This window comes from Acidovorax sp. Leaf191, from assembly GCF_001424425.1.
GTDB lineage: Bacteria > Pseudomonadota > Gammaproteobacteria > Burkholderiales > Burkholderiaceae_C > Acidovorax.
The window spans coordinates 385,239-409,259 of record NZ_LMPT01000022.1; the positions used below are offsets into that span (position 1 = coordinate 385,239).

A 24,021-nucleotide genomic window follows, 5' to 3' on the forward strand; every position below is an offset into this window, starting at 1 on the left:
CGCACCCAGCGTCAGAGGACCGGGTGCAGCGTGGCGTGCTGGTCGACCAGCAGTTGCGCCAACGTGCCGTTCCACGCCTCATGGGTGGGGTTGTCCACAGAGGCCGTCGCACCCCCGCTCTTCGCGCCAGCGTCATCCAGTCGCCCTGCATCGTGGCCGTCCACCGTCACCAGCAGCGGCTTGAGGGCATAGGCATTGACCTCCGAAGGTGTGACCGCCGTCGCGCTGGCCGCCGCCCCGCCCTTGCTCGCATCCGCGCCCTGGGTGCCCATGGCGTTGTGCAGCAGGGAGTCCAGCGTTTCGTGGGCGAACATCGCATCCGCGACCAACATGGACGAACCGTCCGCCATCGTGGCGGAGGTGCGGCCCAGCTCGATCACACCGTCGCTGTGCCGCACCTGGCCATCGCTGGTCAGGCCGATGGAGGTGATGCCCCAGTCGGCCAGCGACCGGACCTCGCCCGCATCGCTCACGCCGTTCTGGTTGGCGTCGCGCCACACCGCAAACTGCGAGAACTGCCGGTCGTGGGCATCGAACACGCCGTCCTGGTTGGTGTCGAAGCCCACCGCCAGCCCCTGCAGGTCGGTGCTGCCGCCGTACTGCGTGAAGGCGTACTGGCTGCTGTCGTGCACCAGGCCGTCGCCATGCTTGTCCCACACCAGCACGCCATCATGGGCGCCCGTCCAGGTGGTGCGCTCGGCCACGCCGTCGCCGGTCACGTCCATCACCACATGGCCGTATTCGATGCGGCCATCGTGGTTCAGGTCCAGCACCACGGGCGGCGTGAAGTTGATGGGCTTGGTCACGCTGTTGCCAGCCTTGTCGACCACGGTCGCATACAGCGGCTTGGTGCTGTCCTGCACATCGCTCGTCGTGATCTGCCACTGTCCTTGCGCATCGGTCACCGTCGTACCCAGGACCGTGCCGGCACCGTCCTTCAGCGTCACCGTACTGTTCAGTTCCGCCGTGCCATTGACCACTGTCGTGGCTGGCATGTCGATGATGGCCTGATAGACAGCGGCACCGCTGCCGTCCCTGGCATCGTCAGCCTCGGTGTTCCAGGACACCACCACCTTGCCACCGACCAACGCGGTGACGTGCAGCGGTGGCTGCTCTCCGGCGTCGCTGAGTTCCGCCCGGTAGTTGCTCACCAGTATTTCGCTACCGACCTTCGCGCCCTGGGCATCGAAATACTGACCGCGGATCACGGAATTTCCGGGGTCAGCCCAGGAATCGTCATACCAGGCAGCAAAGAATCCGCCGGTGTCCAGTCCCACCACGGTCGGTGGGGACTGGTTGCCTGCCGTGGTCGTATTGATCATGGTTTGGGCACTCACCGTCACCGCTCCAGCGTTGTTGCTCACCACCACCATCGCTGCCTCGTTGGTATCCGTGGGGCCGGTGTTGTTGGTACTGTCTTCGGTTTGCCAGCCCACAGCGACCTTGCCACCTTTGAGCGCGGTGGCCGTCAGGAAGGGCATGTCGACCTGGGTGTTTTCATTGACCACCCAGGTACCCAGGGCCACTTCACCACCGACCTTGCTGCCACTGGCATTGAAGTACTGGCCGCTGATCTGGCCTTGGCCGCCTTTGACGCTGCTGTCGTCGTTGAACCAGGCGAGGAAGTAACCGCCATCGCTGGTCGCCACCATCACCGGCGCGCCCTGGTTGCCTGCTGTCGTGGTGTTGGCCACGGATTGCGGGCCCACGGTGCCCGAGCTGGACACCACGACCTGGGCTACTTCGGTCGATCCCGTGTTGGGGCCTGCTGTGCCGCCTTCGGCCGTCCATGCCACAGCGATGCTGCCATTGCTGAGTGTCACGGCGCTCAGCGGTGGCTGACCCACAGCCCAGGAATCACCATTGACCTGCCAGCTACCCAGTTGGAGCTCCCCACCGGTCTTGCTTCCATTGGCGTCAAAGAACTGCCCACGCACTACGCCTTGAGGGTCCGCGTCGTCCGCGTTGTACCAGGCCATGAAGAATCCGCCGTCCTTGGTGGCCACCATGGCCGGGCCGGACTGGTTTCCAGCCAGTGTCGTGTTCGCCAACGTAGGTGCACCTGCCGAAGCCGTGCTGCCTGTCAGGGTGGCCGTTGCATAGGCCACTTCGCTGGTGGCGTTGGAGCCGCCGCCACCCACACCGCCGTTGGAGTCCTCGGTCTGCCACGACAGTACCACCTTGCCATTGTCCAGCGCCACGGCGCTCAGCATCGGCATGTTGGCATAGCCATTGCCGTTGACCTGCCAGTTGCCGCCACCAAAAGTCAGCTCATTGCCGATCTTGATGCCATTGGCGGTGTAATACTGCCCGTGCACCGCGCCTGCAGGGTCGTTCAGTGCGTTGTCGTACCAGGCTGTGAAATAGCCGCCGTTGCTGGTCTTCACCGTGACGGGACCGGACTGGTCGCCCGCCGTGGTGGTGTTGACCTGCTGTCCAGTCAGCACAAAGGACGGCGTGGTACCAACGAAGACGTTCTGCGCCGTTGTCTGACTGGGCGCAGCGGTGCTCGTGTCCAGAGTGAATGACACCGAGTTGCTGCCGCTCACATTGCCCGCTGCATCGATCTGGCGAACGCTAATCGTGTTGGCCCCCTCTACCGCGGTGGGTTTGCTCGCACTCCAGTTGGTACCGTCCTGGCTGTACTGGACGACCGCGCCTTGCTCAACGCCGCTTGCGGTGTAGCTCCCGTTCCTTGTGTAGGCGTCGCTCGACGAACCCGTCTGAGTGCCTGCAGTGTCCTGGTCCAAGGCAATCGTGGGCGCCGCCGGTGGCGTAGTGTCCACCTTGAGCACCAGGGGGCCGCTCTGGGCACTGTCCGTGCCGGCGCTGTTGGCGGACGTGTAGGTCAGGTTGTAGGTCCCGTCGGCCAGCGCGACGTTGGGCGTGAGTGTGCCCGTCGCCGCGTTGTAGGTCGCGGCCACCGCCGTGCCATTCACGTACAGCTTGGGGTTGGTCAGGCCGGTGCCGATGTTGATGCCGGGAGTGGTGTCGTTGGTGGCCGGTGCCGTGCTGTTGGCATTGGTGACCGGCGCGGAATTGTCGTCGTAGCTCGTCGGCGCTGCTCCGGCCACTGGGGCACCGGTGTCCACCGTGATGCTCAGTGCCGGGCTCTTGCCGCTTTCGTTGCCCGCCGCATCGGTCAGCGTGTAGCTGAAGGTGTGTGCGCCGTCCGCCAGCCCGGCCGTGGGCGTGAGCGTGCCGGTGGCCGGATCGTAGGCTGCGGCCACCGGCACGCCATCGACATACAGCTTGGGGGTGTCCGTCAGGTTCTGGCCCACCAGGATGCCGGGGCGGGTGTCGTCCGTGGTCGGCGCCGTGCTGTTGGCGCTCTGCACCGCGCCGACATCGTCCTTGTAGCCCACAGGTGCGGACGCGGGCGTGGCCGGTGCCGCCGTGTCGACCCGGACCGTGTAGGCCGCACTGGGCGTGCTTTCGTTGCCCTGCGGGTCGGTGGCAGTCACCGTCAGCGGGTGGCTGCCTTCGGTCAGCGGTGCCGTGGGCGTGAAGCTCCAACTGCCGTTGGCCTGCACGGTAGTGGTGCCCAGCAGCGAGCCGTTGTCGTAGACCTTGATGGTGTCGCCGGCCGTTCCGCCCGAGCCCGACAGCGTGGGCGTGGTGTCGTCGGTGCTGGCCCGTGGTGTCAATGGTCAAGCCAAAGGTCGTGCTGCCGGTCGTGCCCGCGGCGTTGCGCGCCTCCACGGTGTAGTTATGGGGGCCTTGCGCCTGCGCCGGCAGGGTGAAGTTCCACGCACCGTTGGCGTCGGCCGTGGCCGTACCGAGGGTGGTCGCTCCTTCCTTGATGGTGATGGTCGCATTGGCCGCCGCCGTGCCCACCAGCGTGGGCGTGGTGTCGTCGGTGCTCGCGCCGTTGGCCAGGTCGCCCTGCTTGCTGCCGGCGTTGTCCGTGGCCTTGCCCACCGACACGGTGACGTTGCTCGTGTCCACCGTGAAGTTCAGCGGGTCGCTCGTGGCGCTGGTGTTGCCCGCCGCATCGGTCGCCGTGGCGGTGATGGCGTGCGCGCCGCTGGCCAGCTGCGTGGTGGGGGTGAAGCTCCAGCTGCCGTTGCTTTGCACGGCGGCGCTGCCCAGCAGCGTGCCGTTGTTGTAGACCTTGACGGTGTCCCCTGGCGTGCCCGAGCCGCTGAAGGTCGGGGTGGCGTCGTCGGTTGTGCTGCCGTTGGCGACGGTGCCTTGCACGGCGCCCTGGTCGTCTGTGGCTGTGGGCGCGCCCGGCTTGGCCGGACCAGTGGTATCCAGCACGATGGCATAGGCACCCGTCTCGGCACTGGACTGGCCCGCGCCGTCGATGGCCTTGGCCGTCAGCAGCTTGGTGCCGTCGCCGGCCAGGGCATTGCTCGTCACCGTCCAGGTGCCATTGGCCGCCACGGTGGTGGAGCCTACTTCCTGGCCATCCGCATACAGCTTGATGGTGGTGCCGGCCGTGCCCGTCCCGCTGACGGTCGGCGTGGTGTCGTCCGTCGTTTCGCCCTTGGCGATCGGTCCCGTCACGCTGCCTGCGTTGTCGCTCACGCCGGTGATGGCCGGCTGAGCTGGCGCGTCGCCCAGCAGCTTGAAGTTCCAGCCTGCACTGGAGGGGCCTTCGTTGCCCGCAGCGTCCACGGGCCGCGCGGTCAGGTTGTGGTCACCGCTGGCCAGCGGGGTGGCGGGCTCGAAGCTCCATGCGCCGTTGGTCACCACGGCGCTGCCCAGCAGCGTGGAGCCGTCGTAGACGTTGACCTTGGCCACGTCCGCACCCACACCCGTGCCCTTGAAGGTGGGGCGCGCGTCGTCCGTCATGCTGCCACGGGCGATCTCGCCCTTGACCGCGCCCACGTCGTCCAGCAGCGTGAGCGTGCCTTCGCTGCCGGCGGCCGGGCCGCTCGTGTCCACCGTGATGTTCAGCACCGGGCTCTTGGCGCTTTCGTTGCCGGCTGCATCGGTCAGCGTGTAGCTGAAGGTGTGTGCGCCGTCCGCCAGCCCTGCTGACGGTGTGAGCGTACCCGTGGCCGGGTCGTAGGCTGCGGCCACCTGCACGCCGTCCACGTACAGCTTGGGCGTCTCCGTGAGGTTGGCGCCGACCTGGATGCCCGGGCGGGTGTCGTCCGAGGTCGGTGCCGTGCTGTTGGCGCTTTGCAGTGCGCCCACGTCGTCCTTGTAGGCCGCGGGTGCGGCCGGCGCGGCCGGTGCGGTCGTGTCGACCCGGACCGTGTAGGCGGCGCTTGGGGTGCTTTCGTTGCCCTGCGGGTCGGTGGCGGTCACCGTCAGCGGGTGGCTGCCTTCGGTCAGCGGTGCGGTGGGCGTGAAGCTCCAGCTGCCGTTGGACTGCACCGTGGTGCTGCCCAGCAGTGCGCCGTTGTCGTAGACCTTGATGATGTCTCCCGCCGTGGCTGCCGTGCCGGTGAGCGTCGGCGTGGTGTCGTCCGTGCTGGCGCCGCTCGCCACCGGGCCCTGCACCGTGCCCACGTCGTCCGTGACGCCGCCGATGGACGGCACCGTGGGGGGGGTGGTGTCGATCGTCAAGCCGAAGGTGGTACTGCCGGTGGTGCCTGCCGCATTGCGCGCCTCCACGGTGTAGTTGTGCGGGCCTTGCGCCTGCTGCGGCAGCGTGAACGACCATGCCCCGCTGCCGTCCGCGGTGGCGGTACCCAGCGTGGTCCCGCCTTCCTTGACGGTGATCGTGGCGCCGGCCGCCGCGGTGCCCACCAGCGTGGGCGTGGTGTCGTCGGTGCTCGCGCCGTTGGCCAGATCACCTTGCTTGGTACCTGCGTTGTCCGTGGCCTTGCCGACCGAAACGTTCACATTGCCAGTGTCCACCGTGAAGTTCAGCGGGTCGCTGGCCGCACTGGTGTTGCCCGCCGCATCGGTGGCAGTGGTGGTGATGGCGTGCGTGCCGCTGGCCAGTTGCGATGTGGGCGTGAAGCTCCAGCTGCCGTTGGCCTGCACCGATGCACTGCCCAGCAGGTTGCCGTTGTCGAACACCTTGACGGTATCGCCGGGGGTGCCCGATCCGCTCAGCGTGGGGGTGGCGTCGTCGGTGGTACCGCCGCTGGCCACGGGGCCCTGGACAGCGCCCTGATCGTCGTTGGCCGTGGGCACGCCCGGCTTGGCCGGTGCCGTGGTGTCCAGCACGATCGCGTAGGCACCGGTTTCGGTGCTCGACTGGCCTGCGCCGTCGAAGGCCTTGGCCGTCAGCAGCTTGGTGCCGTCGCCTGCCAGCGCGCTGCTCGTCACCTGCCAGGTGCCGTCCTGCGCCACGGTGGTCGAACCCACCTGCACACCGTCGGCATAGAGCCTGACGGTGGTGCCGGCGGCGCCCGTTCCGCTGACGGTGGGCGTGGTGTCGTCGGTGGCAGCGCCCTTGGCGACATTGCCTTGCACGCCGCCCGCGTTGTCGCTCACGCCGGTGATGGCGGGCTCCCGCGGGGCGTCGCCCAGCAGCTTGAAGTTCCACCCGGTGCTGGCGGGGCCTTCGTTGCCTGCAGCGTCGACAGGGCGCGCCGTGAAGTTGTGGTCGCCACTGGCCAGAGGGGTGGAAGGCTCGAAGCTCCAGCTGCGGTTGGTCACCACCGCGCTGCCCAGCAACGTGGCGCCGTCGTAGATGTTGACCTTCGCCACGTCGGCGCCGGCGTTCATGCCCTTGAAGGTGGGCTTCGCGTCGTCGGTCATGCTGCCCGGGGTGATCTCGCCCTTGACAGCGCCCACGTCGTCCAGCAGGGTCAAGGTGCCTTCGCTGCCTGCGGTCGGTGCACTGGTGTCGACCGTCAGGTTCAGCGCCGGGCTCTTGCCACTCTCGTTGCCCGCCGCGTCGGTCAGCGTGTAGCTGACGGTGTGCGCACCTTCGGCCAGCGCTGTGCTGGGGGTGAGAGTGCCCGTGGCGGGGTCGTAGACCGCGGCCACCTGCACGCCGTCCACGTACAGCCTGGGCGTGTCGGTGAGGTTCTGGCCCACCAGGATGCCCGGGCGGGTGTCGTCGGTGGCGGGCGCCGTGCTGTTGGCACTTTGCACTGCTCCCACGTCGTCCTTGTAGCCAGCGGGTGCGGCCGCCGGGGTGGTCGGAGCCGCCGTATCCACCCGGACCGTGTAGGCCGCGCTCGGCGTGCTTTCGTTGCCCTGCGGGTCGGTCGCAGTCACCGTCAGCGGGTGGCTGCCGTCGGTCAAGGGTGTCTGCGGCGTGAAGCTCCAGCCGCCACCCGGCCTGACTTGTGTGCTGCCCAGCAGCACGCCATTGTCATAGACCTTGATGGTGTCGCCCGCCGTGGCACCGGTGCCCGAGAGCGTGGGCGTGGTGTCGTCGGTGCTGGCGCCGTTGGCGACCGGACCTTGCACCGTGCCCACGTCGTCCGCAACGTCCCCGATGGACGCCACCGCGGGCGCCGTGGTGTCGATCGTCAAGCCGAAGCTGGTGCTGCCGGTGGTGCCAGCGGCGTTGCGCGCCTCGACGGTGTAGTTGTGCAAACCCTGCGCCTGTGTGGGCAGGGTAAAGCTCCAGGCTCCGTTCGCGTCGGCCGTGGCGGTACCCAGCGTGGTGGCGCCTTCCTTGACGGTGATTGTGGCGTTGGCCGCAGCGGTGCCCACCAGGGTGGGCGTGGTGTCGTCGGTGCTGGCGCCGTTGGCCAGGTCGCCCTGCTTGCTGCCCGCGTTGTCCGTGGCCTTGCCGACCGACACGCTCACGTTGCTGGTGTCCACGGTGAAATTCAGCGGGTCGCTGGTGGCGCTGGTGTTGCCTGCCGCGTCGGTCGCCGTGGTGGTGATGGCATGCGCACCGCCGCCCAGCGGAGCCGTGGGGGTGAAGCTCCAGCTGCCGTTGGGCTGCACCTGCGCAGTGCCCAGCAAGGTGGCGCCGCTGCCGTTGTTGTCGTAGACCTTGACCGTGTCGCCCGGCGTGCCGGAGCCGCTCAGCGTCGGGTAGGCGTCGTCGGTGGTGCCGCCGTTGGTGACCGGCCCCTGCACGGAGCCCTGGTCATCCGTCGCCACCGCCACGCCCGGCTTGGCGGGTGCCGTGGTGTCCAGCACGATCGTGTAGGTGCCGGTCTCCGGGCTGGCCTGGCCCGCGCCGTCGATGGCCTTGGCCGTCAGCTGCTTGGCGCCGTCGCCTGCGAGCGCAGTGCTCGTGACCCGCCAGGTGCCGTCCTGCGCCACCGTGGTCGAGCCGACTTCCACGCCATCTGCGTACAGCTTGACGGTGGTGCCCGCCGTGCCCGTGCCGCTGACCGTGGGGGTGGTGTCATCGGTCGTCGCCCCCTTGGCGATGCTGCCGGTGGCGCTGCCCGCGTCGTCGCTCACCCCCGTGATCGCTGGCGCTGCCGGCGCGTCGCCCAGCAGCCTGAAGTTCCACCCGGTGCTGGCCGGGCCCTCGTTGCCGGCCGCATCCACCGGGCGGGCGGTCAGGGTGTGGTCGCCGCTGGCCAGCGGTGTCGCCGGCTCGAAGATCCAGTTGCCGTTGCTGACCACGGCACTGCCCAGCAGGGTGCTGCCGTCGTACACGTTGACCTTGGCCACATCGGCACCGGCGCCCGTGCCCTTGAAGGTGGGGCGTGCGTCGTCGGTGACGCTGCCGCGTGTGATTTCGCCCCGGACCGCGCCCACGTCGTCGAGGAGGGTCAGGGTGCCTTCGCTGCCCACCGCAGGAGCACTGGTGTCCACCGTGAGGCTCAGTGCGGGGCTCTTGCCGCTTTCGTTGCCCGCCGCATCGGTCAGCGTGTAGCTGAAGGTGTGCGCGCCGTCCGCCAGTGCGGTGCTGGGCGTGAGGGTGCCTGTCGCGGGGTCGTACGCGGCCGCCACGGCCACGCCGTCCACGTACAGCTTGGGCGTATCGGTGAGGTTCTGGCCCACCAGGATGCCGGGGCGCGTGTCATCCGTGGCGGGCGCCGTGCTGTTGGCGCTTTGCACCGCGCCCACGTCGTCCTTGTAGCCAGCGGGTGCGGCCGCCGGGGTTGTCGGAGCCGCCGTGTCCACCTTCAGCGTGTAGGCTGCGCTCGGCGTGCTTTCGTTGCCCTGAGAGTCGGTGGCAGTCACCGTCAGCGGGTGGCTGCCGTCGGTCAGCGGCGTGAGCGGCGTGAAGCTCCAGCTGCCGTTGGCCTGCACGGTGGTGGTGCCCAGCAGCGAGCCGTTGTCGTAGACCTTGATGGTGTCGCCGGCCGTTCCGCCCGAGCCCGACAGCGTGGGCGTGGTGTCGTCGGTGCTGGCTGGCACCACCGATGGCTGGTGCCGAAGGGGGCGTGGTGTCGACCGCGAGCGCGAAGCTGGTGCTGCCGGTGGTGCCCGCCGCGTTGCGTGCCTCGATGGTGTAGTTGTGCTGGCCCTGCGTCTGCACTGGCAGCGTGAAGCTCCATGCACCGCTGGCGTCGGCGGTGGCCGTGCCCAGCGTGGCACCGCCTTCCTTGACGGTGACGGTGGCGCCGGCAGCTGCGGTACCCACCAGCGTGGGGGTGGTGTCGTCCGTGCTGGCGCCGTTGGCCAGATCGCCCCGCTTGCTGCCCGCATCGTCAACCGCCTTGCCCACCGATACGGTGACGTTGCTGGTGTCGACCGTGAAGTTCAGCGGGTCGCTGGCCGTGCCGGTATTGCCTGCCGCGTCGGTGGCCGTGGTGGTGATGGCGTGTGCGCCACTGCCCAGTGGCGCCGTCGGCGTGAAGCTCCAGCTGCCGTTGCCCTGCACGACGGCGCTGCCCAGCAGCGTGCCGTTGTCGTAGATCTTGACGGTGTCGCCCGGCGTGCCGGAGCCACTGAGCGTCGGGGTGGCGTCGTCGGTGGTGCTGCCACTCGTCACGGGGCCCTGCACCGCTCCCTGGTCATCGGTCGCTGCGGCCACGCCCGGCTTGGCGGGCGCCGTGGTGTCGAGCACGATGGGGTAGGCACCGGTCTCGGCGCTGGACTGGCCCGCACCGTCGATGGCCTTGGCCGTGAACAGCTTGGTGCCGTCGCCGGACAGGGTGTTGCTGGTCACCCTCCAGGTGCCGTCCTGCGCCACCGTGGTCGAGCCCACTTCCACGCCGTCTGCGTACAGCTTGACGGTGGTTCCGGCCGTGCCGGTCCCGCTGACCGTGGGGGTCGCGTCGTCGGTCGTCGCGCCCTTGGCGATATTGCCCTGCACACCGCCCGCGTTGTCGCCCACGCCGGTGATGGCCGGCTGCGCCGGTGCATCGCCCAGCAGTTTGAAGTTCCACCCGGCGCTCGCCGGGCCTTCGTTGCCCGCAGCGTCCACGGGTCGCGCAGTCAGGGTGTGGTCTCCACTGGCCAGCGGGGTTGCGGGCTCGAACGCCCAGCTGCCGTTGCTCACCGTGGCGCTGCCCAGCAGCGTGGCGCCGTCATACACGTTCACCTTGGCCACGTCGGCACCGGCCCCCATGCCCTTGAAGGTGGGGCGTGCGTCGTCGGTCATGCTTCCGCGGGCGATCTCGCCCTTGACGGCACCGACGTCGTCCAGCAGCGTGAGGCTCCCCTCGCTACCTGCCCCAGGCGCGGTCGTATCCACCGTGATGTTCAGGGGGTCGCTGGCAGCACTGGTATTGCCGGCGGCATCCGTCGCCGTGCTGGTGATGGCGTGCGCGCCGTTACTCAGCGGCGCGGCTGGCGCAAAGCTCCAGGTGCCGTTGCCCTGCACCTGCGTGCTGCCGAGCAAGGTGCCGTTGTCGTACACCTTGATGGTGTCGCCGGGCGTGCCCGAGCCGCTCAACGCCGGGGTGGTGTCATCGGTCGAACCGCCGTTGGCGATGGTACCGACGACTGCGCCCTGGTCGTCGGTCGCAGCCGCCACAACTGGCTTGGTCGGGGCGGTCGTGTCCAGCACGATCGGGTAGGCGACCGCCTCGGCACTCGACTGGCCGGCGCCATCGATGGTCTTGGCCGTCAGCAGCTTGGTGCCGTCGCCGGTGAGCGCGCTGCTTGTCACTGTCCAGCTGCCGTCGGCCGCCACCGTGGTGGAGCCTACCTCCTGGCCGTTGGCATACAGCTTGACGGTGGCACCTGCCGTCGCGGTGCCGGTGACCGTGGGGGTGGTGTCATCTGTCGTTGCGTTTCTGGCAAGGCTCCCCGTCACGCTGCCTGTGTTGTCGGTCACGCCCGTGATGGACGGTGCCTGCGGCGTGTCCCCTTGCACCTTGAAGTTCCATCCGGTGCTGGCAGGACCTTCGTTGCCTGCCGCGTCCACCGGGCGCGCCGTCAGGGTGTGGTCGCCGCTGCTCATCGGCACCGTGGGCTCGAAACTCCAGTTGCCATTGCTGCCCGTGGCGCTGCCGACCAGCGTGTTGCTGTCATACACATTGACCTTGACCACGTCGGCCCCTGTCCCCGTGCCCTTGAAGGTGGGTTTTGCGTCATCGGTGACTCCGCCGCGGGCAATTTCGCCCCGGACAGCGCCCACGTCGTCCGTCACCGTCAAGGTGCCTTCGCTGCCTGCCACCGGCGCACTGGTGTCGACGGTGAGGCTGAGCGCCGGGCTCTTGCCGCTTTCGTTGCCGGCCGCGTCGGTCAGCGTGTAGGTGATGCTGTGCGCACCCTCGGCCAGCGCCGTGCTGGGCGTGAGCGTGCCTGTGGCAGCATCGTACACTGCGGTGACCTGCACACCGTCCACATACAGTTTGGGCGCATCCGTCAGGTTCTGGCCCACCAGAACGCCTGGCCTGGTGTCGTCGGTCGCGGCAGCGGTGCTGCTGGCGCTTTGCACGGACCCCACGTCGTCCTTATAGCCCACAGGCGCCGCGGTCGGCGTGGCCGGGGGCGTCGTGTCCACCGTCAGCACCAGGGGGTCGCTGCGCTCGCTCAACGTGCCCGAGGCGTTGGTGGTGGCATAGGTCAGGCTGTGCCGTCCTTCGGACAACGGCGACGTTGGTGTGAGCGTGCCCGTCGCTGCGTCGTAGGTGGCGGAGACCTCGGCGCCGTCCACATACAGCTTCGGGTTGCTCAGGCCCGTGCCCACTTTCAGCCCTGGCGTGGTGTCGTTGGTGGTGGATGCCGCGCTTTGGGTATTGATGATGGGTGCGGCATTGTCGTCGTAGCCCGTGGGCGTGGCCGGCTTGGGCACCGTGACGGTGTTGACAGAGACCGATATCGGATCGCTCTGGACGCTCTCATTGCCAGCCTCATCGCTGACGGTGTAAGTGATTTTGTGCGCGCCGTCCGCCAGCGGGGTGCTGGGCGTCAGGGTGCCAGTTTCGGCATCGTAGGTTGCAGGCACCTGTACGCCATCCACGTACAGTCTGGCCCCGGCATGGCCCAGGCCGATGTTCAGACCCGGGGTGCTGTCGTCGGTCGTTGCGGCGGTGCTGCTGGCGTTTTGCGCTGTGCCGACGTTGTCGTTGTAGCCCGTGGCCGCGGCCGGCTTGGCCGGTGCCGTGGTGTCCACCACGAACTCCAGCGGGGGACTTTGCTCGCTGTAGACGCCGTCGCTGTTGGCGTAGGTGTAAGTGAGCTTGTAGGAGCCTTCAGGCAAGGGCACGTTGGGCGTGAGTGTGCCGGTGGTCGCATCGTAGGTAGCTGCGACCTCCTTGCCATTCACATACAGCTTTGGATTGATCAAGCCGGCGCCGATGTTCAACCCAGGCGTGGTGTCGTTGGTGGCCGCCGAAGTGCTGCGGGCATTGACGACGGGCGCGGAATTGTCGTTGTAGCTGGTGGGCGCGCCGGGCTTGGGGGGTACGGGTGCCGCAGCCGGAGGCGGGTTGGTATTTTGCGTGGCAATGGCCACGGTCGACAGCGCTGCCCCACCCACCAGCAGCATCGGCAGGGCGGCGAACCCCTCGCCCGCACCGGCTAGCGCAGCCGAATCGCCCAGAACCTGCACGGCGCCTTCGCCACCATCGATCAGTCCAGCCACCCCTTGGTCGGCACCACCGGCCTGGGGCATGTAGTCATAGACGACACCGTCCTTGCCATAGCCCACCAACCGCGACCCATCCTGGTCATAAAAGTCCTCGATGATCAGGTCGGAACTGCCGGTGCCGTCTTCCAGGAAGTCCACTTGCAGATCAGTGCCGACCCGACGGACCTTGACTACTTGAGGGGCTCTCTGCGTGTCCGCCTGCATGAGTTCGATGGTGACGCCTCCCCGTGCGCTGATTCTGGCCACGCCTTGGCCTGGGGTCGCCACTGTTTTCGGCGCCAGTGATCTTTCGATGCTGACCCCGCCAGATGCAGAGGATTTATCTATTTTTACTACGGATGCATAGACTTCAGCGTTCATTTTATTTCAATCAGGTAATATAATAAGCACAAAGTATTGCCCAACCGACATAAGCAGCGGCAGGAAAATAAATCAATACTACAAATTTGATGAAGCCGCAAAAATGAAAATCAAATGAAACGATCCACACGGATCGTTCTTGTTATTTGGCATTCCATTCGTACGCGCGATTACAAACCAGCCCAAATAGCTAAAACCCCCATGCGCCAGAGTTGCCAAGCATTTGCAAATCGCTGGCGGCAGGCTTTGCGCAAGAGATGGTCAAAGCCGTTGAATCGAGGTTTGAAGCATTGAAAATAAACTGCATGAACGCTGATTTCACGATGCATGGAGCCCCATGGCTTTGCACTGCAGTTATTGTTGGAGCCTGCCCTGATTTGGGGGGGCTATCGTTACGGCACGATGAATCTGCTCTGGCCATCAACCACCCAACTGCCTGGCGCGCCGCACGTGACTGACGGCGACTTGCCACACCCGTGGGACTGAAAGCAATGGTCGAAATCATGAAACGCGAGCCGTTCCAACATGGCCAAGGCCACCCGGACAGGATGGGCCATGACTGCATGCCGTGCAGGTTCAGAAAATTCAACGAGGCGGTCAAGGATGGAGCGATTCAACAACCGTGATTCAACAAGAAAGTGAATTATCTTTGTGGACCGGATGCCGCAAATTCCAAAAAGACGCCATCAACACAACAATGTGCTGATGAGAACGATTGCAACAGGCATTTTTTTTGAAAAAACACTTTTAGCTGAATAAACCAAGTGCAACGGCATATTGTTTTGCAATACCGCGCAACAGGATTTCAGTTGTTCGTGACTCCCTGCCGCCGCAGCTTCTACCAAATGCAGGCACACGGCAGGAGTGATTGCAGCGTTCCGCCAGCAAGCCGTGCCAGCACTGATGGAACTCGGTTGAACTGCTGCCGGCGCGCAGGGCAGCGCCATCCCACGCGAGGGCGTGGACAACGTCAGCAGTGAATGGCACGCAGCCGTCCTGGCGCACGCAATCTGGCACCACTTTGTGTTGTTCAACAAGTGTCCAGCCCGGAGCGCATGGGGGCTGTGCGCACACAGGGGACAGCAATCGCCGCGCAGCACTGCACAATGGGCGTTCTCCCTTCGCACACCCAGTAACGCCCAGCGCATGCAAAGCATCTCCTCCGTGAATGTCGTCGATCTGTTGCTGGACGCGGTCTGCATCGTCCAGCCGGACAGCACCATCGTTTTCGTGAGCCCGGCGTTCGAGCGCATCTTCGGCTACACCCCGCAGGAAGCGGTCGGGCTGCGCATGCTCGACCTGGTGCACCCCGAGGACCTGCCCACCACCAGCCAGCAGGCGCAGCGTGTGATGGACGGCCAATTGCAGCTGCAGTTCGAAAACCGCTACGTGCGCAAGGACGGCAGCGTGGCCCACATCCGCTGGACGGCCCGCTGGTTGCCCGACCGGCAGGTGCGCCTGGCGGTGGCGCACGACATCACGGAGCGCAAGTTCACCGAGTCCATGCAATCGGCGATCTATGAAATCTCCGAAGCCGCGCATGCCGCGCGCACGCTGGAGTCGCTGTTCCAGCGCATCCACGAGATCGTGGGCGTGCTGCTGCATGCAGCGCACTTTTCGGTGGCGCTGTACGACGCGGGCAGCGATACGCTGAGCTTTCCATACCACGTGCATCCCGGCGACGCACCCGCATCTGCGGCGCCGGCGCCCGTGTCCGAAGAGCAGATCCGGCTGTGCCGCGAGGTCATCCACACCGGCACCACCCTGCTCATCACCCCCGATACCCACCGCGTCCTCCCCACGCCGCAACCCGCGCCGGGCGCCCCGCTCTACTGGCTGGCCGTGCCGCTGTCCACCCAGAACGGCGTGCTGGGCGCGCTCGTGCTGCAAAGCTACAGCGACCAAGGGCGGTACACCCACAAGGACAAGGAGCTGCTGCAGTTCGTGTCGACCCAGGTGGCGGCAGCCATCGAGCGCAAGCAGATGCACGAGCGTCTCGAACGCATGGCGCAGTACGACCAGCTCACCCAGTTGCCCAACCGGCAGCTGTTTCTGGACCGCCTGGGCACGGCACTGGCCCGCGCGCGGCGGGACGACCGCCTGCTGTCGCTGCTGTTCATCGACCTGGACCGCTTCAAGGACGTCAACGACACCCTGGGCCATGCGATGGGGGACCTGTTGCTGCAGCGGGTGGCGCAGCGCCTGCAAGGCTGCGTGCGCGGCTCCGACACCGTGGCACGCCTGGGCGGCGACGAGTTCGTGGTGCTGCTGGAGTCCGGCCACGCGAGCGACCACGCCAGTGCCGTGGCAGGCAAGATTCTGGCGGCGTTTGGTGACGCCTTCGACCTGGGCGGCCACAGCGTGGCCATGCAGCCGAGCATCGGCATAGCCGTCTACCCCAAGCACGGCACGGACGCCCACCTGCTGCTGACCCATGCGGACGAGGCCATGTACATGGCCAAGAAAAACGGGGGCAACCAGGTGTGCGTCGCGGTACAGCACCATATGGCCGCGCCGTGACCCGCGTGAATCACCGGCTCGCCCGCAGTGGCGCGCCCATTGACGCTGCCTGCAAACGGGGTCCAGCCCTTGGCACTACCGGCCCCGCCACGCCACGTTGCCCGCCGCCTCCCGGTGTCGACATCCGAATCCATATGGCCCTGCGCTGCCTAGGGTGGCTGCAAGGCACTCCCACGGCACAATCGGCAGCGGGCTGAAAGTCCGCACACCCTCCCCGGCTCCGGGCCGGCGCATCCCCACAAGCTCCCACAACCACGCACGACCATGCTCTACAACGCCCTCAAGCTCGCTCACATCCTGTCCATCATCGTGTGGATCGGCGGCATGGTCTTCGCCCATTTCTTCCTGCGCCCCGCTGCCCAATCGCTGGAGCCGCCGCAACGACTGCGCTTGATGCACGACGTGCTGCAGCGCTTTCTGGCGGCCGTGACGGTGGCGGTCGTGGTGGCGCTCGCCAGCGGGCTCTGGATGATCGGCCGGGTGGCCAAGCAGACGGTGCAGTCCGGCGGCGCCTTTGCGATGCCGCTCGACTGGACGATCATGGCCACGCTGGGCATCGTGATGATGGCCATCTTCGGCCACATCCGCTTCGCACTGTTCAAGCGCCTGCAACGCGCGGTGGCAGCGTCCGACTGGCCCGCGGGCGGCCAGGCCATGGCCAGCATCCGCCAGTGGGTGGGGGTGAACCTGGCGCTGGGCGTGGTGATCGTGGTCGTCACCGTGCTGCTGTAGCGCAGCACCAGGCATCATGTCCGCTGCGGGCGACATGGGGCTGCGCGCACAAAAACGCGGGCGCTGCCAGGCGGCCCCAAGGTTCACCCACACAAGTGGCGGACAAGCTCTCTGCTGACATACCCCGGCCTTGCGGGTCCTCTACCATCGGGGATTCACAAACCTGATCCCTGTCTTTTTGAAGCCGCGCGGGCACCGGCCCCGGTGGCATGCACGCTGGCGCGCAGATATGCAGCACACGGTGCCGCAAAGCCGCACAGCCCCGTAGCGCACAGCCCCGACGTTCGGACTGATATCGCCAAAAAGACACGCGACGGGTGCCAAGGAGCCCTGCTACGTGTTCAAGTATTTCGAAAGCCGAATTTCTCCCTACCCTCCCGCTGAACCCCATTTGCCCCCGAAGGACTTCATGGCCTTCGTGTGGGACGGCACGCGCGGCGTGCGCGGCTACGTCGTGGCGATGGCGGCCCTCTCTGCGGCGATCGCCGTGTTCGAGGCGCTGCTGTTCGCCGTGCTCGGGCACGTGGTCGACTGGCTGTCCACCGTGGCGCCGGCCGCGCTGTGGGACGAGCGCAAGGGTGCCATCCTGGGCATCGTCGCACTGCTGATGGGCACGCTGGTGCTGGTGTCGCTGCAAACCAGCCTCAAGCACCAGGCGCTGGCCATCAACTTCCCGCTGCGCCTGCGCTGGAACTTCCACCGCCTGATGCTGGGCCAGAGCATGGCCTTCTATGCCGATGAGTTCGCAGGCCGCATCACCACCAAGATCATGCAGACCGCGCTGGCGGTGCGCGACATGATCTTCACCACGACCGATGTGGTGATCGGCATGGGCATCTACCTGGCCACCATCCTCATCCTGCTGGCAGGTTTCGATGCGCGCCTGATCGTGCCCTTCGCGGTGTGGATCGTGGCCTACGGCCTGGCCTGCTGGTACTTCGTGCCCCGCCTGGGCAAGGTCGGCAAGGCGCAGGCCGATGCGCGATCGGTGATGACCGGGCGCATCACCGATGCCTACACCAACATCGCCACCGTCAAGCTCTTCTCGCACACGCGGCGCGAGTCGGAGTTTGCACGTGCGGCCATGGATGCCTTCAAGCTCACGGGCTACGCGCAGATGCGCCTGGTGAGCCGGTTCGAGATCGTGAACCAGGCCCTGGTGGTAGCCATGATCCTGGGCGCTTGCGGCACGGCATTGTGGCTGTGGACGCAGGGCCAGGTGGGCGCAGGCGCGGTGGCCGCCGTCATCGCCATGACGCTGCGCGTCTCCGGCCATGCCCACTGGGTGATGTGGGAGATGACCACGCTGTTCGAGAGCGTCGGCACCATCCAGGACGGCATCAACACGCTGACCAAGCCGCGCACCGTGGTGGATGCACCCGACGCGCAGCCCCTGCAGGTGACCCAAGGCCAGGTGCACTTCGACAATGTGAGCTTTGCCTACGGCAACGGCCGCCCCGTCATCGACCAGCTTCAACTCACGATCCGGCCCGGCGAGAAGATCGGCCTCATCGGCCGGTCCGGCGCGGGCAAGTCCACGCTGGTGAACCTGCTGCTGCGCTTTCATGACGTGCGCGCCGGCCGGGTGCTGATCGACGGCCAGGACATCGCCCATGTGACGCAGGACAGCCTGCGCCGCAACATCGGCATGGTCACACAGGACACGTCGCTGCTACACCGCTCGATGCGCGACAACATCCTGTACGGCCGTCCTGATGCGACGGAAGAAGACATGCATGCCGCAGCGCAACGCGCCGAGGCCGCCGAGTTCATCGAGAACCTGAGCGACCTGCACGGGCGCTCCGGTTACGACGCCCAGGTGGGCGAGCGCGGCGTGAAACTGTCGGGCGGGCAGCGCCAGCGCGTGGCCATTGCGCGCGTGATGCTCAAGGACGCGCCCATACTGCTGCTGGACGAAGCCACCAGCGCGCTCGACTCCGAGGTCGAAGCCGCCATCCAGCAAAGCCTGGACGGCCTGATGCAAGGCAAGACCGTGATCGCCATTGCACACCGCCTGTCCACCATCGCGGCCATGGACCGGCTCATCGTGCTGGATGCCGGCCGCATCGTGGAGGAAGGCACCCACGCGCAACTGCTGGCGCAAGGCGGCGTGTACGCGCGGCTGTGGGGCCACCAGAGCGGCGGGTTCCTGGGCGAGGAGGAGTAGGCCCCTCAAGGCGCTGAGCGCCTCCCCCACCTGGGGGTCGCACCTGTGGCGCGGAAAGGTGCGACGCGCGTCCATCCTGCTGGCGCCCTTCCCTGTCGCACAGGACCTACAGCATGGCCACATGGCCCCGCAGCGGCCGCAATCTGCATGAAAATGGCCGTCACCGCTTGCTCATCAAGCGCAAACAGCTATCAAAAACATAGCAAATCATTACCCACGTCCATCTTCACCATGACGTCTGCCACCCCCATCATCCCCCTTGCCATGCCTATGCCCATCCCCACCGGCGACCAGCTCAAGGCCAGCCGCACCGCCGCCGGGCTCAGCCAGGCGCAGGCCGCGGAACTGATGGGTTACCCGCTGCAGACCGGCAGCCGGGGCGGCGTGCAGTCGCGCACCTGGCAGGCGCTCGAAAGCGCGACCGACGAGCGCAACATGCAGGGGCCCGCGTACGCCATGTTCCTGCTGCTCACGGGGCAGCACCCCGACTACGTGCTGGCCCGGCGCGCCGGCGCGGCCCACCCTGCAGACGCGCCATAAAAAAAGCGGAATGGCCCGAAGACCATTCCGCAACCTACTTACAGGGAGATCGCTGAAAAGTGCTGGTGGCTCAGTCCACCTTGATGTTGGCGGCCTTGATCACCTGGGCCCACTTGTCTACCTCGGCCTTCTGGAACGTGGCGATCTGGGCGGTGGTCATGTCGGCAGGCTCCATGCCGAAGCCCTTCAGGCGGGTCTGCATGTCGGGCTGGGCCAGGATCTTGCGGATCTCGTCATGCAGGCGCGTGACGATGGGCGCCGGGGTGTTGGCCGGCGCGAAGATCGCCTGCCACGATTGCACCTGAAAGTCCGCCAGGCCGTTCACGCCCGACTCTGCCACCGTGGGCACGTCGGGCATCGACGCCAGGCGCTTGGGCGAGGTCACCGCGATGGCGCGCAGCTTGCCGCTCTGGATGTGCGGGGCGGCGACCACGGTGGTGTCGAACATCATGTCGACCTGGCCGCTGATCACGTCCTGGATGGCCGGGCCGCTGCCCTTGTACGGGATGTGCGTGAACTTCACGCCCGACTTGTAGGCCAGCAGTTCCACGGCCAGATGCTGCGAGCTGCCGGTGCCTGCAGACGCGGACGACAGGCCGCCTTCCTTGCCCTTGGCCGCGGCCAGCACGTCCTTGAGCGTCTTGTGCGGGCTGTTGGCCGACACCACCAGCACCACCGGGTTGGTGCCGATCAGCGTGACGGGGCTGAACGACTTGATGGGGTCGTAGCCCAGCTTGGGGTACAGGCTCACGTTGATGGCGTGCGAGCTCACGGTGCCGCCCAGCAGCGTGTAGCCGTCGGGCGCGGCACGTGCCGCGGCTTCCGAGCCGATGCTGCCGGCCGCGCCGCCCTTGTTCTCGACCACGACGGTGGTCCCGAGGGCCGTGCCCAGCTGCTGGCCGATCAGGCGGCCCAGCGTGTCGGTGGTGCCGCCTGCGGCAAACGGCACGACGTAGCTGATGGTCTTGCCGGTGGGCCAGGTACCCTGGGCCGCGGCCGGCATGGCGGTGAGGCCCACAGCGGCGGCCAGAGCGGCCGTGTGGATGAGGGTTCTGCGTTGCATGGAAAGTCTCCTGGTTTGTGGATGATGGGATGAAACGGGTGGAATGAGGGGCTGGGCCCAGGGCCAGGCAGGCGCGCGATGGCGCCTAGACGGCGCCCCGCGTCTCCACGTACAGCGCGTAGACGGAATGGCTGCTGGCCATGAACAGGCGGTTTTTCTTGGGCCCGCCGAACACCAGGTTGGCGCAGCGCTCGGGCAGGCGGATGTGGCCGATGGGCTTGCCCGCGGGGTTGAACACCATCACGCCGTCGAGGTCGGCCGCACTGGCGCTGGGCGAGCCATTGCTGCCCCAGCCGCACCACAGGTTGCCGTCCTCGTCGCACTTGATGCCGTCGAGCGCGCCCGGGCCACCGGCGTCGATGTGCACGCGCTTGTTGGCAAGGCGTGCGCCGGTGCCCACATCAAACGCCCAGACCAAGCGGTTCGGTTGCGCGCGGCCTTCGACGATGTACAGGCGTTTTTCGTCGGGCGAGAAGCACAGGCCGTTGGGGCCGGCCAGGTCATTCAGCACCAGCTCGGTCTTGCCGCTGCTCGGGTCGATGCGGTAGACGGAATGCGGCAGCTCGGCCGCGGCCTTGTCGCCCTCCCAATGGCCGCCGATGCCGAACGGCGGGTCGGTGAACCAGATCGAGCCGTCGCTCTTGCAGACGATGTCGTTGGGCGAGTTCAGGCGCTTGCCGTTGAAGCCGTCGGACAGCACGGTGATGCTGCCGTCGTATTCGGTGCGGGTCACGCGGCGCGTGAGGTGCTCGCACACCAGCAGGCGGCCCTGCCGGTCGCGCGCCAGGCCGTTCGAGAAATTGGCCGGGTGGCGGAACACGCCTGTCTGGCCTGTGGCCTCGTCCCAGCGGACGATGCGGTTGTTGGGGATGTCAGAGAACAGCAGGTAGCGGCCGTCGCCCACCCACACAGGGCCCTCCACCCAGCGAAAGCCGGTGGCGATCTGCTCCACGCTGCTGCTGAACAGGCGGTACTTGGCAAACGACGGGTCCAGCACCTGCACGGCCGGATCGGGGTAGCGCTGGTGGGGCTTGAAGTCGAAGGACTGGGCCTGCGCCAGGCCGCCGGTGCCTGCGGCGGCGGTGGCGGCGATGGCGCCGGCCATGAAGGCACGGCGCGAGGCCGGCGCTGCGGTGGGGGCCGTTGAGGCTGTGGGGTTGGAGGCCTGGTCGGTCTGTGGCTGCGGGCTCATGCGGCGGTGTCTCCTCGGGTTGTCATGGGGTTCGCTTCGGTGCCAGTGCGTTGTCGGACGCCGGGGCTCAGGGCAGGTCGACGATCTCGACCCAGTTGGGGTTCTTGCCCGCGGGCGCGCGCGTGGGCGCGCCGGGGATACCGGTGGCGGGGTCGATGGGGTGCAGCGACACCTGGTGCGACTCCTGCCCTGCGGCGATGAGGAAGCGGCCGGACGAGTCCACCGCAAAGCCGCGCGGGGATTTTTCGGTGGGCACCTGGCCCAGCGGCTGCAACTGGCCCGTGGCCGCATCGACCCGGAAGCTGCTGAGCGTGCTGGAGGTGCGCTCGGACGCATACAGCGTGCGGCCATCGGGCGACAGGTGCAGGTCGGCCGCCCACGGCTTGCCGGTAAAGCCGGCGGGCAGCGCACTGGCGCGCTGCACCGAGCGCAGGCCACCGCGCGCAGCGTCGTAGGCCATCACGTGCACGGCGGCGTCCAGTTCGTTGAGCACGTACATGAAGCGCTGGCCCTTGTCCCACACGAAGTGGCGCGGGCCCGATTTCTCAGGCGCCACCGTGGTGAGGGCGGGCTCGTTCGCAGAAAGCTTGCCGGTTTCGGCATCGAAGCGCCAGGCCGACAGGTTGTCGCCGCCCAGGCTGGTGGCAAACACAAAGCGGTTGGTCGCGTCGGCGTGAATGGCGTGGGCGTTCGGTGCCGTCGGGATGAGCTGCTGCACCGCCCCCACCGCCCCGTCCTTGCCAATGCTGTTGACCGTGATCTTGTGGCCGGGGTAAGACGCCGCAAACAGCCAGCGCCCCGTGGCATCGGTGTCGATATTGGCCATGCTGTCGGCCAGCGGGGCTTCGCCCAGCTTGCGCAGCTTGCCGCTGGCGGGATCGATCGCCAGGCTCACCACGCGAAAAGGCTGCGAGCGCAGCGCCACATACAACACCCTCTTGTCCGGGCTCACAGACATGGGCATGGCCATACCGCCGACCGCCGTGGTGTCCACGGGCTTGAGCGCCGCGGCGCTGCGGTCCAGCTCATAGACCGACACGTCCTGGCTGTCGGCATTGGACACATAGACCCAGGTGGCGGCCCAGGCACCGGGGGTGGCCAGTGCGGCGCCCACGGCAAAGGCCAGCTGCGCCAGCCGTCCCGGACGGCGGTGGGTACGAAGTGCTGCGATCATTCCTATCCCCTTTGGTTGTTGCTTGCGTCCCGGCGTGGCCAGGCGTTGTTCGGCCGCGGTTCTTTGCATGCGGCGTCGGTTTGTTATATGTCGTCATACAACATGGGCGCCATTGTGGCCCCACACATGCTGGGCATGACAAAGGGATTACCCGAGGTTTTCAGCGATCCATCCAGCGCCTTTTCCCTCGACAGCACAGGGAAATTCGTCCCTGAAATATCAGTGATTACCCTGATTTTTTACGGGTAAACCCGTGGTTTGAGGGATTGATCATTGCGCTTTGCTGGGCTTAGTTGTACGATGACTAACAACAACCTAACGAACGGAGACATTCCATGACTTTGAAGCGTCGCGCCATCCTTCTTGCCTGCACTGCCGCCCTGGCCGCAGCATCCGCCACGGCCCAGACCGCTGAATGGCCTGCCAAGACACTGCGCATCGTGGTGCCCTACCCTCCAGGCGGCAGCTCGGACATCATTGCGCGCTCCATCAGCCAGTCGCTGTCCGAAGCGCTCAAGCAAAGCGTGATCGTGGAGAACAAGCCCGGCGCCAATGGCAACCTGGGTGCCGACTTCGTCGCCAAGGCAGAACCGGACGGCTACACCGTGCTGCTGTGCGACGTGGGCGCGCTGGCCATCAGCCCCTCGGTTTACACCAAGCTGTCGTTCGACCCCTCGAAGGACCTGCGTGGCGTAACCATGCTGGCCTACTCGCCCCACCTGCTGGTGGTGCACCCCTCCGTGCCGGTGAGCAACCTCAAGGAGCTGGTCGCCTACTCCAAGAAGAACGACCTGAACTTTGCCGTCACGGCCACCGGCAGCGCCCCCCACCTGGCCGGTGTGGCGCTGGAGCGCGCCAGCGGCGCGCGCTGGCAGTACATCCCCTACAAGGGCGGCGTGACCGCCATCCAGGACACCGTCGCCGGCCAGACCCAGGTGCTGATGAACGGCATGCTGGCCACCCTGCCCCAGGTGCAGAACGGCAAGCTCAAGGTGCTGGGCGTCTCCAAGGCCACGCGCATGCCGCTGATCGGCGACGTGCCCACCATCGCCGAGCAGGGCGTGGCGGGCTACGAGTCGGGCACATGGCAAGGCATCCTGGTGCCGCGCGGCACGCCCGAGGCCGTGGTGCAAAAGCTCAACAAGGCACTGATCACCGCCATCCGCGCTCCGGAAATCCGCTCGCGCCTGGCCGGCCAGGGTGCTGAAGTCGTCACGATGACGCCCACCGAGCAAGACCAGTTCTTCGCCAAGGAGCGCGCGCGCTGGGCCAGCGTGGTCAAGGCCGCCAACATCAAGCTCGACTGAGCCCCTGACACATCTGTTTCATCCACCTTTCTCCCCTCGTTGCAATGACCATGAACCCGCAAGAACTCAAATCCATCATGGGCTCCGGCCTGCTGTCGTTCCCCATCACCGACTTCGACGAGCAGGGTGAATTCCGCCCCAAG

At 66.9% G+C, this 24,021-nt stretch carries 9 protein-coding genes and 4 pseudogenes; 6 read left to right on the forward strand and 7 right to left on the reverse strand.

Annotation, left to right across the window (positions count from 1 at the left end; genetic code table 11):
• Positions 1-11 precede the first annotated feature (11 nt).
• The 4 genes and pseudogenes from ASG27_RS27940 to ASG27_RS27065 all read right to left on the reverse strand — a co-directional run.
• Positions 12-2,939, reverse strand: coding sequence for an Ig-like domain-containing protein (locus ASG27_RS27940; protein WP_442854370.1), 2,928 nt, complete (start codon positions 2,937-2,939; stop codon positions 12-14).
• 204 nt (positions 2,940-3,143) lie between these two features.
• Positions 3,144-3,647 (reverse strand): annotated as a pseudogene (locus tag ASG27_RS28055) (Ig-like domain-containing protein); the annotation flags it as partial.
• A gap of 28 nt (positions 3,648-3,675) precedes the next feature.
• Positions 3,676-9,339 (reverse strand): annotated as a pseudogene (locus tag ASG27_RS27735) (Ig-like domain-containing protein); the annotation flags it as partial.
• Positions 9,236-13,183: pseudogene (locus ASG27_RS27065) on the reverse strand (Ig-like domain-containing protein); the annotation flags it as partial. The pseudogenes ASG27_RS27065 and ASG27_RS27735, both read right to left, overlap by 104 nt.
• 1,146 nt (positions 13,184-14,329) lie before the next feature.
• Between ASG27_RS27065 and ASG27_RS24200 the strand changes: the two are divergent.
• From ASG27_RS24200 to ASG27_RS24215, 4 genes are all read left to right on the forward strand, one after another.
• Positions 14,330-15,703: a sensor domain-containing protein gene (locus ASG27_RS24200; protein WP_056417136.1), complete on the forward strand. Its 1,374-nt coding sequence runs from the start codon at positions 14,330-14,332 to the stop codon at positions 15,701-15,703.
• Positions 15,704-15,967: 264 nt separating this feature from the next.
• Positions 15,968-16,435: a CopD family protein gene (locus ASG27_RS24205; protein ID WP_056417132.1), complete on the forward strand. Its 468-nt coding sequence runs from the start codon at positions 15,968-15,970 to the stop codon at positions 16,433-16,435.
• A gap of 337 nt (positions 16,436-16,772) precedes the next feature.
• On the forward strand, positions 16,773-18,602 hold the full coding sequence (locus ASG27_RS24210) for an ABC transporter ATP-binding protein (RefSeq protein WP_056417129.1): 1,830 nt from the start codon (positions 16,773-16,775) through the stop codon (positions 18,600-18,602).
• Positions 18,603-18,833: 231 nt separating this feature from the next.
• Complete coding sequence (locus tag ASG27_RS24215) at positions 18,834-19,142, forward strand: helix-turn-helix domain-containing protein (protein ID WP_056417127.1); 309 nt, start codon at positions 18,834-18,836, stop codon at positions 19,140-19,142.
• A 70-nt stretch (positions 19,143-19,212) separates the two neighbouring features.
• Here ASG27_RS24215 and ASG27_RS24220 read toward each other — a convergent pair whose 3' ends face one another.
• The 3 genes from ASG27_RS24220 to ASG27_RS24230 all read right to left on the reverse strand — a co-directional run bounded on the left by ASG27_RS24220 (position 19,213) and on the right by ASG27_RS24230 (position 22,571).
• The gene (locus ASG27_RS24220) at positions 19,213-20,205 is read right to left on the reverse strand and encodes a Bug family tripartite tricarboxylate transporter substrate binding protein (RefSeq protein WP_056417125.1); all 993 of its coding nucleotides are present in this window, start codon (positions 20,203-20,205) and stop codon (positions 19,213-19,215) included.
• A gap of 85 nt (positions 20,206-20,290) precedes the next feature.
• A complete protein-coding gene (locus ASG27_RS24225) occupies positions 20,291-21,310 on the reverse strand; it encodes an SMP-30/gluconolactonase/LRE family protein (protein ID WP_056417140.1) in 1,020 nt (339 codons plus the stop codon).
• A gap of 154 nt (positions 21,311-21,464) precedes the next feature.
• Positions 21,465-22,571, reverse strand: coding sequence for a lactonase family protein (locus ASG27_RS24230; protein WP_056417124.1), 1,107 nt, complete (start codon positions 22,569-22,571; stop codon positions 21,465-21,467).
• A gap of 335 nt (positions 22,572-22,906) precedes the next feature.
• On the opposite strand from ASG27_RS24230, the gene ASG27_RS24235 reads away from it, so the two are divergent.
• Complete coding sequence (locus tag ASG27_RS24235; RefSeq protein WP_056417122.1) at positions 22,907-23,878, forward strand: Bug family tripartite tricarboxylate transporter substrate binding protein; 972 nt, start codon at positions 22,907-22,909, stop codon at positions 23,876-23,878.
• Positions 23,879-23,928: 50 nt separating this feature from the next.
• Positions 23,929-24,021 (forward strand): annotated as a pseudogene (locus tag ASG27_RS27070) (5-dehydro-4-deoxyglucarate dehydratase); the annotation flags it as partial.

Bases quoted from the DNA above. Each gene is read 5' to 3' on its own strand.
- ASG27_RS24200 (WP_056417136.1), top strand. From the start codon at position 14,330: ATGCAAAGCATCTCCTCCGTGAATGTCGTCGATCTGTTGCTGGACGCG.
- ASG27_RS24205 (WP_056417132.1), top strand. From the start codon at position 15,968: ATGCTCTACAACGCCCTCAAGCTCGCTCACATCCTGTCCATCATCGTG.
- ASG27_RS24215 (WP_056417127.1), top strand. From the start codon at position 18,834: ATGACGTCTGCCACCCCCATCATCCCCCTTGCCATGCCTATGCCCATC.
- ASG27_RS24220 (WP_056417125.1), bottom strand. From the start codon at position 20,205: ATGCAACGCAGAACCCTCATCCACACGGCCGCTCTGGCCGCCGCTGTG.
- ASG27_RS24225 (WP_056417140.1), bottom strand. From the start codon at position 21,310: ATGGCCGGCGCCATCGCCGCCACCGCCGCCGCAGGCACCGGCGGCCTG.
- ASG27_RS24230 (WP_056417124.1), bottom strand. From the start codon at position 22,571: ATGATCGCAGCACTTCGTACCCACCGCCGTCCGGGACGGCTGGCGCAG.
- ASG27_RS24235 (WP_056417122.1), top strand. From the start codon at position 22,907: ATGACTTTGAAGCGTCGCGCCATCCTTCTTGCCTGCACTGCCGCCCTG.